Origin of the sequence: Pseudomonas marginalis, from assembly GCF_001645105.1 — a bacterium.
Taxonomy (GTDB): domain Bacteria; phylum Pseudomonadota; class Gammaproteobacteria; order Pseudomonadales; family Pseudomonadaceae; genus Aquipseudomonas; species Aquipseudomonas petroselini.
In genome coordinates, this window is record NZ_LKEG01000036.1 from 321043 (window position 1) to 337374 (window position 16332).

Here is a 16332-nt window from a genome sequence, read left to right on the forward strand (position 1 = left end):
TCCGCGCCTCAAGTCGCAGGCTTGGTTGAGAAAGACATCGACTTGGCTGAGCCGGACACCGCTGTGCAAAGGCGCAAAGGGCACGCGGTCGCAGACCCTTGGGTTAAAAAATGCGCGCATAACGCAGGTTCATGCGGAAGTCTTCCTTGGTGCCGTTGTCCACCGAGAGGTCCTTGCCCAATTGCAGTTGGATCTGGTCTTGGGGGGTGACGAATTTGGTGGCGGTGAGACGGAAGTTGGTGGTGCCAAGCTCGTTATCCTGATTGACGTGCTCAATGTTCGTCTCACCTCCCCAGGTGCGTCCGAAGCCGATACCAAACGCGGTGCTGGCGTCTGGCATGTAACGCCCCATGATCTGCGCTGCGTAGGAAACGTCCTGCTTCATACGGTCGGCATTTGCACCGAAATCAGTGTTGTTGCCATACCAGGTGGCACCGCCGACCAGGTCCATCGCCCATTTTTCTGTGAAGTGTTTGACGTACGCACTCTGCAGTTCGAATTTCCAGCGGTTCTCGCCGAGGTTGAGCGCGTCGTCCTTGTCATACGTACCCGTCGGCACATACAGGTAGGGGGCGATACTGAGGGTGTCGCGGGCTTCGTTGAATCGCCATTTGACCGGCGCGGTGAGGATCAAGTCGCCAACGCCGCGAGTGCTGCCCAGGGCTGAGGCGTCACCTGCGCTGGAGACGTGTCCGAAAGGCAAAAGGAATTGCGGGTCGATGGTGACGGTGTCGGAGAGTGCGTAGACATGCAGTAGCCGCAGGATGCCGATGTCAGAGCTCACCCTGAAGTCAGAGCTGACCTTGTGGCCGTTGGCATAAGCCGAGTCCGTGGTGGCGTGCTGGTAATAAATCGCCCCGATCGTAGCGCCGACCGGGTATTGCTCGTAATCGCCGGGCGCTACTTCACCGGCGTTGGCGTGAAGCGCGGGCAACAGCGTAGAGAGCGTCAGCAGGCGGATTTTATTCATCATTTATTCCTCGCACAGGGAGACCGGCCACCCGAGGAGGGTGGCAAGGCGGCAGAAAGGGGGGATAAACGCCGATGGCGCTCAGGTCGTTGGCGGCAGCGCGTCGCGCAACATGCCGGTCTGCGGGTGACAGTTGATGTACTCGAAGACCTGGCTCTTGGCGTCCGACACGGACACTTCGTGGTACAGCCTTAACTTTTTCAAACCCGCGGCCACGCGGAAAAACGTCACGAAAATACGCAGGTGAGTCGGGTGAGATTCAGCCCAGCGTTCGAGTTTCTCCACCGAGCGCCAGTGACCGATGTTGTAGCTCAGGTCGAGAAAGTTGCCGTCCAGGTCGATATTGCGCACGAACCTGTTGCTGTAGCAGCCCAATGGCTGGCCGTTGTCACGCAGGAAGTCCATGCCGTCCTGCAACGTCGGCAAGATTTCGTCGAGGTAGAGCGAGCGCTCCTCTGCCTCGGCATCCGCCCAGTCCTGGCCGGAACGAATCAGTGTGAGGTTGTCATGCCCCAGGACCAAGACCCGTCCGCCCTGGGCCGGGTCACCCGCGATCACTTGCAGCTCGCTCGTGGGCTTCATCCAATCCGTCTGGGAGATCGGGAAACGGTCGCGCATCGAACCCCAGTAACCGTGCTCTTCGATCTCTCCACTGGTCGTATCCATTACTGCGCCGACACCGGGCAGGTTCTCCTGGAAGGCGTACAGCGTCTCGAACTGCTCGGTGCGCGGCGCGGTGATTTCGCGGAAATAACCAAGGCCTTCACCGAGCCGATCCGGCGAACTCCACCAGTCATTCACTTGGGGTGACCGCAACCAGCGACAGTGGGCGGCCGGGTCTTTCCAGTACCCGACCACAATCAAATTATCAAAGCCGCTGCTGTCGGTGTGGTGGGTCAAATCATAAGTCTGCGGGCCATCGGCCAGGCTGAAACTGCCGACGATGTGACGCATCGCCTGTAATGCAGGTTCGCGCTGGTCGCCGCCGCGATATTGCACGCCCAGATAGGCCATCACCACTTGTTCCAGTTGCTCGTCAGCGCGTGCGACCCACATAGGGAACGGCGGTTGATACTCGTCCGGTACACGGCGGGACAGGGTGCGCGGGCATTTGAGATGTGTGTCGATTGCAGATTCCATCTTGAGCTCCTCGTTATTTTCGTTCAGGCCTACGGTTGGGCGTCAGCGCGTCGATGGCGGGTCGCGCTTGGCGATCTGCCGTCGGTGCAGCAGCTGCATGGCACTCCATTCAATCAACCAATAAGCCGACTCTTCAGGCGCAAGGTCGCGCCGCTGCAGAAGCCAGGAGGAATCAGCCAATCGTTGTGAGTTGTGTCGATGCATGGCGTGCCTCATCAGCGGATGAATGAGCTGCTGTGAGGTGGAAATTAGGCTGGGCGAGGAGGGGGCGCTTTGTTCGGCGAGACAACCATTTGGTTGGAAAAGACAAGGCTGGAGCTGACGTTTTCCCGTGATCCGCGCTGGTGCGCGTGCGCCGACCGGGTGACGTGCCATGCCCTTAATTGGGGATGGCGGCACCGGGCGACAGCCTGCGAAGGCCGCCGACAGTCGCGATGGAAATCACGTGGCAGCGCACTCAAGCAGGCCTGCCACTGCGCTTGGCCTGTTAATTGCTTTTCATGCCTGAAAATTGGCCGCACGTTACACCTTCTCGAGCGCCTCTTGCATCGTTGTCGAGGTCAGTGTCATGAACCCAAGCACTCAGTATTCGACCCTTGCTGTTCCGGCACCCCGTCGGTTTGATTATTGGAAAGAAGTGGTCTGTCGCCATTGCCTGGCCGCCGATAGCAAACCCTTGTCCCAGAGCAGCTTTGATGGTTCGCTCAGCGTCAATACCGTCGGCGCGCTGGACATCTGTTCGCTGTCTTCGCCGCTGCACTACTGGGAGCGTTCCGAGCAGCACCTGCGCAGCGGTCCGGCCGAAGATTTATGGTTGGGTTTCGCTCGAAATGGCCATGGGCAAATAGAACAAGGCTCAAGAAAAGCCAACCTGGCAACCGGCAATTTGTTTCTTTATGACGCAACTCAGGCGTTTCGCTTCAGCCTGGGTGGTACCGAAAACCACTTGATCCGTATTCCGAGAGCGTTGCTCACCGAGTGCCTGCCGCGTATTGCCGAGTACACCGCGATGGTCCTCGACGACCGGCGTCCTGGTGTCGTTCCCTTACGCGAAATGCTGCATCAGGCCGCGAGCGCGCCGGCATCGCTGCAGGACGAGCGCATCTCGAATCGTTACTCAAGTGCTTTGCTTGATCTGCTTGTGATCAGCCTGGAACTCCAGGACCTGAAAACAAGCCATCAGGAGATGGACCTCTACGGCCGCATCATGAAGTACATCCAACGGCACTTGACTGAGCCGGACCTGTCGATTGAAGCCATCGCCAAAGCCCACAATGTGTCCACCCGCACCGTGACACGGGCCTTCGCACGCTACCAGAAAACCCCCGTTGCAGAGATTTGGAAAGAACGCCTGAATGCCAGTCGAGAAGCGATTGAACGCGGCCAGGTACGCAGCGTGTCCGAGGCGGCGCTGGACTTCGGGTTTTCTGACTTCTCCCATTTCAGCCATGCGTTTCGCAAGGCATTTGGTGTGGCGCCGAATACGCTGTTACGCCGCAATTGAAATTGCCGGCGTGTCAAATCGATGAGAGAGGGGGCGATTCACTCGCCAAGGTCTGTAGCCTGTCGATTCAGCAGAACCCTGTTTCTGCTCGATGTCCTGAAAAAGCTAACCGCCAATCACTCCAGCCATAACTTGGCCGGGATGATTGGCGGTTTTGCGTTTTTATCGCTCTCCAAACTTCGAAACCAGCACCGTTCTCAGTCTGGGAGTCTTGGCGCCGCGATGCCTGTCGATCCTTGTTTCGCCCGCTGCCTCTGTCCATCAGGCAAGTAAGGCCGCGCGCCGCAGCAAGGTGCTTGCTCGGCGCGCGGAGCGGCAGATCACCAGTTGAAGTTCACCGAGGTCAGCAGGGTGCGCTCGTCACCGTAGAGACAGGTGGAGAAACTGCACTGCGCGTAGCGCTTGTCGGTCAGGTTGTTGGCGTTGACGGTCACGTCCCAGTGTTCGTCGATCTTGTAGCGCGCCATGGCGTCGAACAGGGTATAGGCTGGCATGGCCGAATCCATACCCGAGGCCTGTGTTGTACCCATGTAGCGAGCGCCGGCGCCCACGGTCAGTTTCGGAATGCCCCAGTTGATTAAGTCGTAGCGGGTCCACAGGGCTGCCTGGTGGTAGGGCGTTTCGTCGGTACGTTGACCCACTTCAGCGGCGATAGCGCTCTTGGTGGTGCGTGCATCGGTATAGGCGTAGGTGGCGATCACGCTGAGTGCCGGGGTGAGATCCGTCTTGGCTTCCAGCTCGAGACCGCGGGAACGTTCCTCGCCGGTTTGGCGGAACTCGTCGGTGGCTGGATCCTGCTTGAGCACGTTGGTCTGGGTCAGCTCGTAGACGGCTGCGCTGAGCAGCATATTGCTGTCCTTGGGCTGATAGCGCACGCCAACTTCGTACTGTTTGCCTTCGGTGGGGGCGAAGGTCTGGCCGGTGACTTGCGCAACGGAAACCGGGAAGAACGACTCGCTATAGCTGATATAGGGCGCCAGGCCGTTGTCCGCCAGGTAGACCAGGCCCGCACGCCAAGTGGTGGCTTCGTCGCTTTGGCTGGCCTTGGCGCCATTGCGATGCGCCGTCTGCTGCTGGTCAGCCCAGTCGTGGCGGCCACCCAACTGCAGGACCCACTTGTCGTCGAACTTGATCTGATCCTGGAAATAGGCGCCTTTTTGCAGCATATCGAGCTGCGAGCCACGGTCCAGGGCGGGGCTTCTGTTGGCCACTACGGGCTGACCATAGTTGTAGCGACTCAGGTCCAGGCTGGGGGCTGCGCCTCGGAAGTTATGGGAGTCGTAGGAAGTATCATAGCCGTCGAAACCGACCAGAACGGTGTGCTCGACGCTGCCGAACTGCCATTTCGATTCGATATTGGTATCGCTGCCCAGGGTTCGAGCACGCTCACGGCGATCACTGTATTGCCGTGCAAGGATGCCGGTATTGGCGGCATTGCGGATAGCCGCTGCGGACGTCTGCGCTTGCAGGTAATTCCACTTCACATCGGACTCGGAGTAACGCAGCTTGTGATTAAGCGTGAAGTGCTCGTTGAAGTGGTGGGTGAATTCGTACCCCAGGGCCGACATCTCGCCATTCATGTCGTCGTAGCCCGGCTCGCCGATAAAGTCGTGGCGGCCGATCTTGAAGGCGCCGTCACCCACACCTTTGACCAACTGATAGGGCAGGGGCGCGGGGAAACGCGTATCGGTCTTCTGGTAGAAGGACAGCAGGGTCAGCGATGTGTCTTCGTCAGGGCGCCAGGTCAGCGCCGGGGCGATGTAGATCTTGTCGTCGTTGAGATGATCCTGCTGGGTGTCGCTGTTGCGGCTGAGCAGGGTCAGGCGATAGCTCAGGGTGTCGCTACCGGGCAGTGCGCCGCTGAAATCGGCGGCGAGCTGCTTGCGGTCATTGGAGCCCGCCTGCAGTTGAAGCTCATGAAGCGGCGTTTCGGTTGGGCGCTTGCTGACGCCATTTACCATGCCGCCGGGTGAGAGCTGGCCGTAGAGCACCGAGGCTGCGCCACGGATGACCTCGACGCGCTCCAGGCCATAAGGTTCCTGAATGCCGTCGTAGGAGTTGTTCTGCAGGCGCAGGCCGTCTCGCAGCGAGCCGCCGGTGGCGGATTCGACGGAGAAGCCGCGGATGCGGAAACGGTCCGCAGTCCGGTTGAAAGAGGTCGCGCTGGCGGTGAACCCTGGCGTGTAGCTCAGCGCCTGGGCCAACGTTTCCGCCTGGCGGTCGCGGATCTCGTCGCTCGTCACCACCGACAGCGACTGCGGTGTCTCGGTGATCGGCGTGTCGGTCTTGGTAGCGCTCATGTTGCGTTTGGCTACATAGCCGACCACATGCTCGGTGGGCTGTTCAACGCTTTGCCCGGTAACGTTGATGGCATCAATCTCCAAGGGCGCAGCCGTGGGGGCCTGGTTAATCTCAGCGGCATGCAGGCTGCCCGAGCCCAGGCTGGCCATGGCCAGTGCTAGTGCGGTAAGGCTGAAGGCTGGGCGTCGGGCGAAACGTTCGGGGCTTAGGTGCGTAACCTGGCGCATGGCGAAGGAACATCCTCTGGTCTTCTGGTATGTGTGCGCAATGCGGAGGACTTTCTGTGATCCTTCACGCCAATGCGCCGTGGCAGTCAGCAATAGCGGGCGAACTCTACATCTAAATGAGAAATATTTGTACTAGCTCACGCGTTATTGTCATCACCAAGATATTACTGCAAGCTAATGCGCATAAATGTTCAAGGCCTGGACGCTGCCTGATAGGCAATGTCCGCTCTGGGCTGGATGAAATTCGCGGTGAACCCGCATGCCCGGCAATCTGCGCTGGCTCTGAGCCAAGAGGGCGCTGGCGCGGTGGTTCGAATTCGAGTGTGTATGCATGTTGAAAGCGATGGGGCTTCAGCTTCAATTCGACGGATTGAAGGTGCTGGATGACATCAGTCTGACCATTCCCGAGGGCTGCTTTACCGCATTGATCGGGGCCAATGGTTGTGGCAAGACCACGTTGCTGAACGTGCTGGCGCGCATGCTACGCCCGGCCAGCGGCGACGTACTGCTGCAGGGTAAGCCCCACGTTCAGCTCTCGCGACGTGATCTGGCCAGGCAAATAGCGCTGTTGCCGCAACGCACCGCTTCGCCTGCCGGGATAACCGTGCGCGAGCTGGTCATGCAGGGGCGCTATCCCTGGCAAAGCTGGTGGCAGCAGTGGAGTGACGCCGATCAGCAGGCGATCGACCGCGCCGTGTCACTGGCCGACGTCGGCATGCTGCTGGACCGCACCCTGACCAGCCTGTCCGGGGGGCAGTTACAGCGTTGCTGGATTGCCATGACTCTGGCGCAGGAGACCCCGGTCATCCTGCTCGACGAGCCCACCACCTTTCTCGACATCGCTCATCAGATCGCCTTGCTCGAATTGCTCGCCGACCTGCGTGACCAGGGGCGCACTGTCGTCGCGGTTCTGCATGACCTCAACCAGGCTGCGCGCTATGCCGATCAACTGGTGATGTTGCGTCAGGGCAAGGTGCACGCCCAGGGCACGCCTGCCGAGGTCTTCACTCCAGCCAACCTTAAGGCTGTGTTCGATCTGGATGCGCATATTCTCATCGACCCCCATTCCGGTGATCCTCTGTGCGTGCCGGCTTCGCCTGCTCGCCTGCGCGCGCTCAACAGCCAGGTAGCCCGATGACGGCTGGGTGGCGTTGGCCGATCTGGTTATCGATCTTCATCGGCATCGGCCTGGCGTCGACGCTGCACCTGGCAGTGGGGGCCAAGTCGATCCCCTGGAGCGATGTCTGGCAGGCGTTGCTGGCGTATGACCCGAGTAATTCTGATCACAGCGTCATCCGCGGTTCGCGCCTGCCGCGCCTGTGGGTGGCGATGACTGTGGGCGCCTGCCTGGGGCTGGCCGGCACGGTGATGCAGGCGGTGGGCGACAATCCGTTGGCCGACCCGGGCATCCTCGGCATCAACAGTGGTGCGGCCTTGTTCGTGGTCATTGGCTTGCTGGTGCTACCCGGCAATGACATGACCATGATTCCCCTGTTTGCCTTCAGCGGCGCTCTGGTGGCCGCCATCGGCGTCATGCTGCTGGCCGGGCGCACGCCCAATCCGGTGCGCCTGACGCTTTCCGGAGCGATGATGGCCGCGCTGTTCGGCGCCATCACCGCGATTCTGCTGCTGCTCGATCAGCAGGGGCTGGACAGCCTGCGTCGCTGGCTGACCGGCTCGCTGGGTATCAGCGGGGCAAACCTGCCAAGCTGGCTATGGCCCTACCTGATCGTCGGCATGTTGCTGTGCCTGATCAATGTGCGGGCGTTGAATGCCTATCGGCTAGGCGCGCAGGTGGCCTCCAGCATGGGCGTCAACCTGTTGCGTATGCGGCTGTTGAGTTTGGCGGCCGTGGTACTGCTGTCCGGTTGCGCGGTGGCGTTGGCGGGCCCCATAGGCTTTGTCGGGCTGGTAGTACCGCATGCGGCGCGGCTGCTGGTCGGCCACGACCTGCGACAGCTGCTGCTGGCCGCGCCGCTGCTGGGCGGCTTGCTGCTGGTGCTGGCCGATGTAGTGGCGCGCACCCTGGTGAGCCCTTACGAACTCAACACCGGCATCGTCACCGCGCTGATCGGCGGCCCGGTCTTCGTCGCGCTGGTACTGAGGAAGCTCAAGTGAGTCGCTGGCTGACCACGCCAAGGCGTTGCCCCGGGTTGCCCTGGATCGGTCGACCCATCGATGTGTTGGCGGCGTCCGTGTTGCTCTTGTTGCTGATGGGCCTGACGCTGTACGCGGCGAGCGTAGGCAGCTACACGACGGGCATGGCTCAGCTCTGGCAGAGCCTGTTCGCCGATGAGACGGCGCTGTCGGCCAACGTGCTATGGGAATTGCGCCTGCCGCGCATCCTGCTGGCGATACTCGGGGGCGCGGCGATGGCTCTGGCGGGCGTGTTGATGCAGTCACTGACGCGCAACCCACTGGCTGCGCCGGGATTGGTCGGGGTGGAGGCGGGCGCGAGCGTCACCATGTTGCTGATCCTGGTGCTGTGGCCGGAGGCCTTGCCGCTGCCGCTCTATCCTCTGGCAGCATTGCTCGGGGGGCTGGCGGTGGCGCTGTTTATCGTCGCACTATCTTGGCGCGGAGGCATTGCCCCGCTGCGCCTGATTCTGGTGGGCGTGGGGCTGACGGCCATGCTCGGTGCCGTCGCCGATCTGTTGATCACCTACGGCAATATCGATCGGGTCGAATCGGCGCTGATGTGGCTTGGCGGCAGCCTGCATCGCAGTGGTTGGCCGCAGGTGCAGAGCCTGCTGATCTGGCTGCTGGTGGCGGGCATGCCCCTGTTGTTCTGTCATCGCCAGCTCAATCTCCTGCAGTTGGGCGAGAGCGTGGCGCTCAGTCGCGGCCTGAATGCACCGGTGATAATGCTCCTGCTGTTGCTGTGCAGCGTCACGTTGACTGCGGCAACGGTGGCCAATATCGGCGTGATGACCTTCGTTGGCCTGGTCGCGCCGCACCTGGCGCGGCAGTTGTGCGGTGACCGGCATGGCGCGTTGTTGCCGCTGTCGGCCCTCTTCGGGGCCGTACTGGTTCTGCTGGGTGACACTCTGGGGCGCGCCTTGCTGCCGCCGTTGCAACTGCCGGCCGGTCTGGTGGTGGCGATTATCGGTGCGCCTTATCTGTTGATTTTGCTGGCGCGGCAACGTAATCGTTGACGCGTCGTCACTGAAGGACATGACGAAGATGATGGTGAAGTTCAAAGCCCTTTCCCTGCTGGCCTGTGTACTGCTGGGCCTGAGTTCGATGCAGGCTGTCGCCGCCGACACCCGTGTGTTCGAGAACCGTTTCGGCCGTGTCGAAGTGCCAGTCGCACCGCGTTGCGTGGTATCCCTGCATGACCTCAGCCTGACCACCCAACTGCTCGAGCTGGGCATAACCCCTTGCGGGTCCACGGGGCGCAAGAAGCTGTTCTCGGACGTGTTGTTCCGTGGCGCTCAGCAGCGCTTCGATGTTTCCGGCATTCGCTATGTCGGTTCGCACCAGTCGCCCGATCTAGAGGCCATCGCGGCGCTCAAGCCTGACCTGATCATCGGGCTGTCCTATCACCAAGACCTGAAAGAGCGCCTCAGCCGCATCGCCCCGGTGGTGCTGCTGCCGGCGCGCGAGGCCGACATCAAGACTTACGCCAAGGAGCTGGCCGAACTGGTAGGCAAGCAGCAGCGCTACGAGAAGCTGCTGAACGAATACGAATGGATCGTCGGCGAATTCGCCAAGCGGGTGAAGGAGCCGGGGCGTATCACGGTAACCACCCTGGAGGTCTATCCGGACGGTTTCCAGCTGATCGGCCGTTCCGGCATGGATGACGTAATCGCCGACTTCGGCCTGGGGCGCGTGGCGGCCTTCAAGGAGGCGCGTCAGAACGTGCCTTACAGCCTGGAGCGCATTGGTGACTTCGACAGTGATTTCATCATCGATACCTATGAGGAAATGCTCGGTTCGGAGGCTGGCACCGAGGCCTTCCGCCGTTCGCCGCAGTGGCAGAACCTGTTCGCGGTGAAGAACCACCAGTTCCTATATTTCAACCGCAGTCGTTTTGCCGACACCATGCAAGGCATGATCGGCTCGGCCTACCTGCTGCTGTCGCATATCGGCGAACGCGATTACAACCTGCAGGACAAGTGAGCCAGCTAGCCTGGGTAAGCGGCTACAGCCGCCCAGGTGATGGCTAAATAATGCCTCGGGCTCTGCTGCTTCGCGGCTTGTGTGCAGCAGTAAGTGCCCGGAGCGTCAAGCTCAATTAATATTAATTCCTGTTTGATAATGAGTCGGTTTTGCGATAATTTTGTGCGCCTCGTCAGTAGCACCAAGGAACGCAGATGCTTACCGATTTGCTCAACCGTGCAAACCATTCACTCGATGAGGTTCAGGCGGGTGTCGAGGGAACGCTGCCCTTCGTGTTACGCGCCCCTGTGCCAGGCGACTCCTGGCGTGATCACGCAGAGCTCATCCGGCGTGCCGCCGACAGCGAGCTGCAGACCACCGGTGGCATCCTCTTTCGCGATTTCGCCTTTGGTGACGCCAACGACTTCGAGGATTTCGCCCGCAGTTTCGGTCACGAGCTGCTGACCTACGACTATGCTTCCACGCCACGCACCAAGCTCAACAGCCGCGTCTATACCTCGACCGAATACCCCGCTCACCAGGTCATTCCGCTGCACAACGAGCAGTCCTACTCGTTGAACTGGCCAATGAAAATCTGGTTTCACTGCATCCAGGCCGCGCCGGTCGGCGGTGAGACGCCCATCGCCGACAGTCGCCTGGTCTATCAGCGCATCGATCCCGCCATCCGCCAGCGTTTCACCGACAAGCGCCTGATGTACGTGCGCAACTACGGCAATGGTTTGGATCTCTCCTGGCAGCAGGCGTTCAGCACCGAGGACCGCAGCGAGGTCGAGCGCTTCTGTCGGCTCAGCCACATCGACTTCGAGTGGAAGGACGACGGCGAGCTGCGTACGCGCCAGGTCTGCCAGGCCGTCGCGCAGCACCCGGTCACCGGGGAGTGGGTCTGGTTCAACCAGGCGCATCTGTTCCACATCTCCAACCTCCCGGCAGCGCTACGCGAAACGCTGGTGTCGATTGTCGGCGAGGAGGGCGTGCCGCGTAACGTCTTCTACGGTGATGGCTCGCCCATCGAGCTGGAGGCGCTGGAGCATGTGCGCGATGTCCTGCAGCGCACCCAGATCAGCTTCTCCTGGCAGGCGGGCGATGCGCTGATGCTCGACAACATGCTGGTCGCCCATGGTCGCTCCACCTTTCAGGGGGCACGCAAGGTGGTGGTGGCCATGGCCGAGCCCGCCTCGGCCGTCTGACGCTGAATAATCCTCAAAGCCACTACCAGGGTGGCTGACCTTGAATCCGCACGATGAAGGACAACACATGCTCGATCGCTTGATGCATGACTGCTGGCTGCGCGGTATCCGCATGTCCGCGAGCGAAGGCCGCCTGATGATTTCCACTGGCGTGCCTGAGGCCCTGAGTACCGAGCTGGAGCGTGAGTTGCAAGCGCGCAGTGCTGAAATTCTGCCTTGGTTGGCGCGCCACCCCGACTACTTCCAGGCGCGCCCCCTCAACGATAACGAGCAGGCCCTGTGGTTCCTGCAGCGTATGGAGCCCGGCAGTTGCGCCTACAACATCGCCTTGGCCGGGCGTATCAGGCCGCAGTACCTCTGGGCGGACCTGCCGCATCGTCTGGAGCGGGCCTGGCAGGTGGTGCAGCAGCGTTATCCGCACCTGTGCAGTGCCTATGTCGAGCGTGATGGTGAGTTGCTGCAGTGGGACAGCCGCCCGCATCCCACCTCACTGCAATGCGAAATCTGGCAGGGCGCGGAGGCGGCCAGTGTGCAGCAACGTGTCATCGAGCTGGCCGACAAACCCTTCGACCTGGCTGCCGGTGAGATCAGCCGGCTGGTGCTGTTGAGCAACCAGTTGGGCGACCGTGTCGAGCACACGGTGCTGCTGGGCATCCACCATATCGCCTCCGACCTGACCACCTTCGACGTGCTGTTCAGTGAGCTGTTCGCCCTGGTCGATGGCGATGTGCTTGCCGATGTCGATCCCGAGGCCTATCGGAACTGGTCCAGCGCGTTGTACCTGCGCAGCGAGGCGATCGAGGCCGAGGAACTGACCTGGTGGCAGGCGCAACTGGCCAATGCGCCGACGCTGGAGCTGCCCACCGACTTCGCCCATGGCAGCACCCAGGGCTTCGAGGGCGGAGAGTTGTCGTTCCATTTTGGCGCGGAAAACAGCGAGCGGCTGCTTGCGGTCGCCAAAAGCCTGGGAGTGACGCCCTACGTCTATTGGTTCTCACTGTTCCAGCAATTTCTCGGGGTGCTGTCCGGGCAGGAAGATTTCGTGCTCGGTACGCCCAGTGGCTGGCGCCTGAAGCGCGAGCAGGCTGAACTGCCGGGCTATCTGGTCAACCCGTTGCCGGTGCGCTGCCGTTTGCGTCGTGACCTGTCCAGCGCTGAGTGGGCCAAGCAAGTGGCTGCCACTGTCCGGCAGACCTTGCGCCATCGTCACTATCCCTTCGCGCGCCTGGCCAAGCATCTGGATCTGCCGCGGCAGAAGGGCCGGGCACCGGTGTTCCAGCACATGTTCACGCTGAACAAGGAGCGTGACGTGCCGTTCGAGCGCTACATCGAGCGCATGATTGGCGAGCAGCGTGGTGCGGCCCACGAATTGAACCTGGTGATCATCGATGACCTGCCCGAGTTCGTCGGGCGCTGGCGTTACAGCAAGGCGCTGTATCGGCGCGAGAGCGTCGAGCGTTTTCAGGCGCAGTTCCTTGCCCTGGTCATGGCGGCCATGGAGCAGCCGGACGTGCCGTTTGCCGAATTGGACTGGCTGCCTCTCGAGCAGCGTTCGCAATTGTCTGGCGAACACCTGCCGGTACCGGAAGAAAGCGCCTGGCAGGCTTTTACCAAACACTGCATGGAGAAGCCCCAGGCCATCGCCCTGGAGGATCAGCACGGGCAACTCAGCTATGCCGAACTGGCCAGGGCCGTGGCCGCCCGTGGCGAGCGCCTCCACGGTTCGCTGAGTGCGAGCGGTGACAGGGTTGCCCTTTGCCTGCCGCGCAGCCGCGAACTGGTGATGCACATGCTCGCCGCCTGGCAGTGCGGCGCGACCTATCTGGCCCTCGACCCGCAGTGGCCCGAGTCGCGTCTGCAGGACATCTGCCTGGATGCAACGCCCAGGGTCTATGTGGGGGAGGGCGAACGGCCAAACTGGTTACCGACGCAGGTGCAGTGGCTGACCGTGCCGGTCGAGGCGCTGTTCAGCGATGCGCCGCTGCGCACCGGCGTGCCGGCGGACTTGCCGGCTTACGTGGTGTATACCTCCGGCTCCAGCGGGCGGCCCAAGGGCGTGGAGGTAACCCAGGGCAACCTTGTTCACTATGCCAGCGCCTGCCTGGCACGCCTGCGCTTGAGCGCCGACGCCAGCCTGACGAGTCTGGCCAGTTGCGCCACGGACCTGGGCCACACCGCCTTGTTCGGCGCGCTGCTCAGCGGCCGGCGCTTGTGCCTGCTGGACGAAGCGCTGGCCTTCGATGCCGAGGAGCTGGCGGCGTTTCTCGGGCAGCAGCCCGTGGACATGCTGAAGATCGTGCCCTCGCACCTCAACGCCTTGCTGGTGGCCAGCGAGCCGCAACGCCTGTTGCCGCGCCAGTGCCTGGTACTCGGTGGCGAAGCCCTGGGCGCCGATCTGCTGGCGCGGGTGCGCGCCCTAAGCCCGCAGCTGCGCATCGTCAACCACTACGGGCCCAGCGAAACCACGGTGGGCGTGCTGACCCACGACGTCGAAGGTGAGGGTGACGCACCGCTCGGACGCCCCCTGGGCAACGTGCGAGTCAGCGTGCGCGGGCCGGATGGCGCAGTGCTGCCGGCTGGCGTCAGCGGCGAGTTGTATATCGAGGGCGCGACCGTGGCGCGTGGCTACCTGAGTGCCAACGAGGTCGATCGGGCGCGCTTCGGTGCACTGGGTTACCGCACGGGTGACCGGGTACGCCTCGATCATCTGGGGCAGGTGCTGTTCCTCGGGCGCCTGGACGAGCAGGTGAAGATTCGCGGCTACCGCGTCGAGCCTTCGGAAGTGGCGGCGCAATTGCGTGCGCTGCCACAGGTAGATGACGTGCGCGTACTCAACGCACCGACTTCATTGACCGGCAACCGCCTGGTGGCCTTCCTGGTCGCCGCACCGAGCGCATTGGCGGACATTCAGGCCGCGTTGCAGGCACGCCTGCCGGACTACATGCAACCGGCGCAGTGGCATTGCCTGGAGGCGATGCCACTGCTGGCCAATGGCAAGGTCGATCGTCAGGCGTTGTTGAACCTGGCCGAGCAAGCACCGCGCAATCTTGAGGCGCGTACCGAACAGCCGTTGAATGCATTGGAAAGCGCCTTGCTGGCGATCTGGCGTGAACTGCTGGGTCACCCGAACATCGGCCCGGACGACAACTTCTTCGCCCATGGCGGTGATTCGATTCTCGGCCTGCAGATCATTGCCCGCGCACGCCAGCAACAGATTACCCTCACCCCCAAGCAGCTGTTCGCCGAGCCCAGCGTGCGGGCGCTGGCGCGGGTGGCGCAGACGCCACAGCGCGCCAAGGTCGAGCGGCTGCTGGTGATTGCCCGGGAGATTCTGGAAAAGCCCGAGCTGCAAGCCGACGACAACTTCTTCGCGGTCGGTGGCGACTCGATCCTCAGCCTGCAGATCATTGCCCGTGCCAAGCAGCAGGGCCTGCAGCTCAAGCCCAAGCAGATCTTCGAGTTCCCTTCGGTCAGCGGCTGGGCCGAGCAGGCCGTGGACCTCGCCAGTGTGGCCGAGCACGCCAAGGTCGATAGCGCCGAGCCGAGCGCCGCTTTTGCCCTGACGCCGATCCAGGCCTGGTTCTTCGACCAGCGGCAGACTTCGCCACAGTACTGGAACCAGTCCCTGTTGCTGGCCGTTCACCAGCCGCTGGAACCGGCGCGCTTGGCCCAGGCACTGGCGATCTTGTTACAGCGTCACAGCAGCCTGCGGTTGATCTTCGAGCAGAGCGGGCAGGGCTGGCAGCAACGCTATCAGCCGCTGTCGGCGGCGATGGCCGACACGCTGCTGCAGGTGGTCGAACAGCCGCTGGACGACGCGCTGCTGCAGCAGTGGCAGCAGGGCTGGCAACTGGATCGAGCTCCGTTGATCCGCTGGGTATATTTCACCGGCAGCGGGCACCTGCTGTGCACGGCGCATCACCTGCTGGTCGATGCGGTGTCCTGGCAGGTGCTGCTCGAGGAGCTGGGAAGCCTGTACCACGACCCGCAGGCTTCGTTGCCGGCGGTTTCCACCCGCTTCGATCGCTGGAGCGAGGCCTTGCAGCGTCATCGCCAGGCCCCCGAGGTGCTGGCCCAGCTCGACTACTGGCAGGCGCAGTTGGCCGAGGAGGGCGAGGTCGCCCGTGATGTCAGCCTGTATGGCGAAAGCCGCACGCTGGAAACCAAGCTGTCCCTTGAGAAAACCGAATGGTTGCTGGGCGACTGCCATGGGGCCTACAGCACCCAGGTGCAGGATCTGCTGGTCGCGGCACTGGCTGGCTTGATCGGCCAATGGCTGGGGCGCGAGCAGGTCACCCTGGAGATGGAGAGCCACGGTCGCAGTGGCTGGGAGCAGGGCCCGGATCTGTCGCGCTCGGTGGGTTGGCACACCAGCCGCTATCCATTGGCCGTGCGTGCCGCCGAACAGCCGGAGGAGGCGATCATCGCCGCCAAGGAGGCATTGCGCCGCGTACCGGAGCAGGGCATCGGCTACGGCCTGCTGCGCCTCGATCCACAGCACGGGCTTGGTGCTGCTTCGCTGCTTACCTTCAACTACCTGGGACGGGTCGACCAGTGGCTGGGTGGTTCGCGCCTGTGGCGCCTGGCGCAGCCGCTGTGCCCGGCCATGCGCGCCGCCGACACTCGCCGCACCCATCTGCTCGACGTGACCGCCCTGGTCGATCAGGGCCAGTTGCACATCGAATGGCGTTACGCCCCGCACGTGCATGACCAGGCCCTGATTGGCGCACTGGCGCAGCAGTTCCAGCAGGGTATCGAAGCCCTGCTCGAACACTGCCTGGCCCCCGAGGTGGGTCGCGCAACCGCTGCCGACTTCGCCGACTCGGGGCTTTCCGACGACGAATTCCTCGGTCTGCTCGAGCAACTGCAATGAGCACCCCC

Annotated in this window: 11 protein-coding genes; 7 read left to right on the forward strand and 4 right to left on the reverse strand. The window is 62.4% G+C overall.

Annotated elements, in window-relative coordinates; genetic code table 11:
- Window positions 1–103: 103 nt before the first annotated feature.
- From AO064_RS13070 to AO064_RS30920, 3 genes are all read right to left on the reverse strand, one after another.
- A complete protein-coding gene (locus AO064_RS13070) occupies window positions 104–970 on the reverse strand; it encodes a transporter (RefSeq protein ID WP_064053585.1) in 867 nt (288 codons plus the stop codon).
- An 81-nt stretch (window positions 971–1051) separates the two neighbouring features.
- A complete protein-coding gene (oxdA, locus tag AO064_RS13075) occupies window positions 1052–2110 on the reverse strand; it encodes an aliphatic aldoxime dehydratase (RefSeq protein ID WP_064053586.1) in 1059 nt (352 codons plus the stop codon).
- A gap of 42 nt (window positions 2111–2152) precedes the next feature.
- A complete protein-coding gene (locus AO064_RS30920; RefSeq protein WP_167355323.1) occupies window positions 2153–2314 on the reverse strand; it encodes a hypothetical protein in 162 nt (53 codons plus the stop codon).
- 364 nt (window positions 2315–2678) lie between these two features.
- Here AO064_RS30920 and AO064_RS13080 point away from each other — a divergent pair, with 364 nt between their 5' ends.
- The gene (locus AO064_RS13080) at window positions 2679–3614 is read left to right on the forward strand and encodes an AraC-like ligand-binding domain-containing protein (protein ID WP_064053587.1); all 936 of its coding nucleotides are present in this window, start codon (window positions 2679–2681) and stop codon (window positions 3612–3614) included.
- Window positions 3615–3934: 320 nt separating this feature from the next.
- On the opposite strand, the gene AO064_RS13085 is transcribed toward AO064_RS13080, so the two are convergent.
- On the reverse strand, window positions 3935–6064 hold the full coding sequence (locus AO064_RS13085) for a TonB-dependent siderophore receptor (RefSeq protein ID WP_064053588.1): 2130 nt from the start codon (window positions 6062–6064) through the stop codon (window positions 3935–3937).
- 409 nt (window positions 6065–6473) lie between these two features.
- On the opposite strand from AO064_RS13085, the gene AO064_RS13090 reads away from it, so the two are divergent.
- From AO064_RS13090 to AO064_RS13115, 6 genes are all read left to right on the forward strand, one after another.
- The gene (locus AO064_RS13090; RefSeq protein ID WP_064053589.1) at window positions 6474–7280 is read left to right on the forward strand and encodes an ABC transporter ATP-binding protein; all 807 of its coding nucleotides are present in this window, start codon (window positions 6474–6476) and stop codon (window positions 7278–7280) included.
- A complete protein-coding gene (locus AO064_RS13095) occupies window positions 7277–8260 on the forward strand; it encodes a FecCD family ABC transporter permease (protein WP_064053590.1) in 984 nt (327 codons plus the stop codon). The genes AO064_RS13090 and AO064_RS13095 overlap by 4 nt, the downstream gene beginning before the upstream one ends.
- Complete coding sequence (locus tag AO064_RS13100; RefSeq protein WP_064053591.1) at window positions 8257–9297, forward strand: FecCD family ABC transporter permease; 1041 nt, start codon at window positions 8257–8259, stop codon at window positions 9295–9297. The genes AO064_RS13095 and AO064_RS13100 overlap by 4 nt, the downstream gene beginning before the upstream one ends.
- A 28-nt stretch (window positions 9298–9325) precedes the next feature.
- Window positions 9326–10264 carry an ABC transporter substrate-binding protein gene (locus AO064_RS13105; protein ID WP_244159514.1) on the forward strand — a complete coding sequence of 313 codons (939 nt, stop codon included), beginning with the start codon at window positions 9326–9328 and terminating at the stop codon, window positions 10262–10264.
- A gap of 194 nt (window positions 10265–10458) precedes the next feature.
- Window positions 10459–11451, forward strand: a complete 993-nt coding sequence (locus AO064_RS13110; protein ID WP_082893932.1) for a TauD/TfdA family dioxygenase — start codon at window positions 10459–10461, stop codon at window positions 11449–11451.
- A 67-nt stretch (window positions 11452–11518) separates the two neighbouring features.
- The gene (locus tag AO064_RS13115) at window positions 11519–16324 is read left to right on the forward strand and encodes a non-ribosomal peptide synthetase (RefSeq protein WP_064053592.1); all 4806 of its coding nucleotides are present in this window, start codon (window positions 11519–11521) and stop codon (window positions 16322–16324) included.
- Window positions 16325–16332 lie beyond the last annotated feature (8 nt).

Excerpts from the sequence above, each read along its gene's own strand:
- AO064_RS13070 (WP_064053585.1), bottom strand. The coding sequence starts at position 970 with ATGAATAAAATCCGCCTGCTGACGCTCTCTACGCTGTTGCCCGCGCTT.
- oxdA (WP_064053586.1), bottom strand. The coding sequence starts at position 2,110 with ATGGAATCTGCAATCGACACACATCTCAAATGCCCGCGCACCCTGTCC.
- AO064_RS30920 (WP_167355323.1), bottom strand. The coding sequence starts at position 2,314 with ATGCATCGACACAACTCACAACGATTGGCTGATTCCTCCTGGCTTCTG.
- AO064_RS13080 (WP_064053587.1), top strand. The coding sequence starts at position 2,679 with ATGAACCCAAGCACTCAGTATTCGACCCTTGCTGTTCCGGCACCCCGT.
- AO064_RS13085 (WP_064053588.1), bottom strand. The coding sequence starts at position 6,064 with ATGGCCAGCCTGGGCTCGGGCAGCCTGCATGCCGCTGAGATTAACCAG.
- AO064_RS13090 (WP_064053589.1), top strand. The coding sequence starts at position 6,474 with ATGTTGAAAGCGATGGGGCTTCAGCTTCAATTCGACGGATTGAAGGTG.
- AO064_RS13095 (WP_064053590.1), top strand. The coding sequence starts at position 7,277 with ATGACGGCTGGGTGGCGTTGGCCGATCTGGTTATCGATCTTCATCGGC.
- AO064_RS13105 (WP_244159514.1), top strand. The coding sequence starts at position 9,326 with ATGATGGTGAAGTTCAAAGCCCTTTCCCTGCTGGCCTGTGTACTGCTG.
- AO064_RS13110 (WP_082893932.1), top strand. The coding sequence starts at position 10,459 with ATGCTTACCGATTTGCTCAACCGTGCAAACCATTCACTCGATGAGGTT.
- AO064_RS13115 (WP_064053592.1), top strand. The coding sequence starts at position 11,519 with ATGCTCGATCGCTTGATGCATGACTGCTGGCTGCGCGGTATCCGCATG.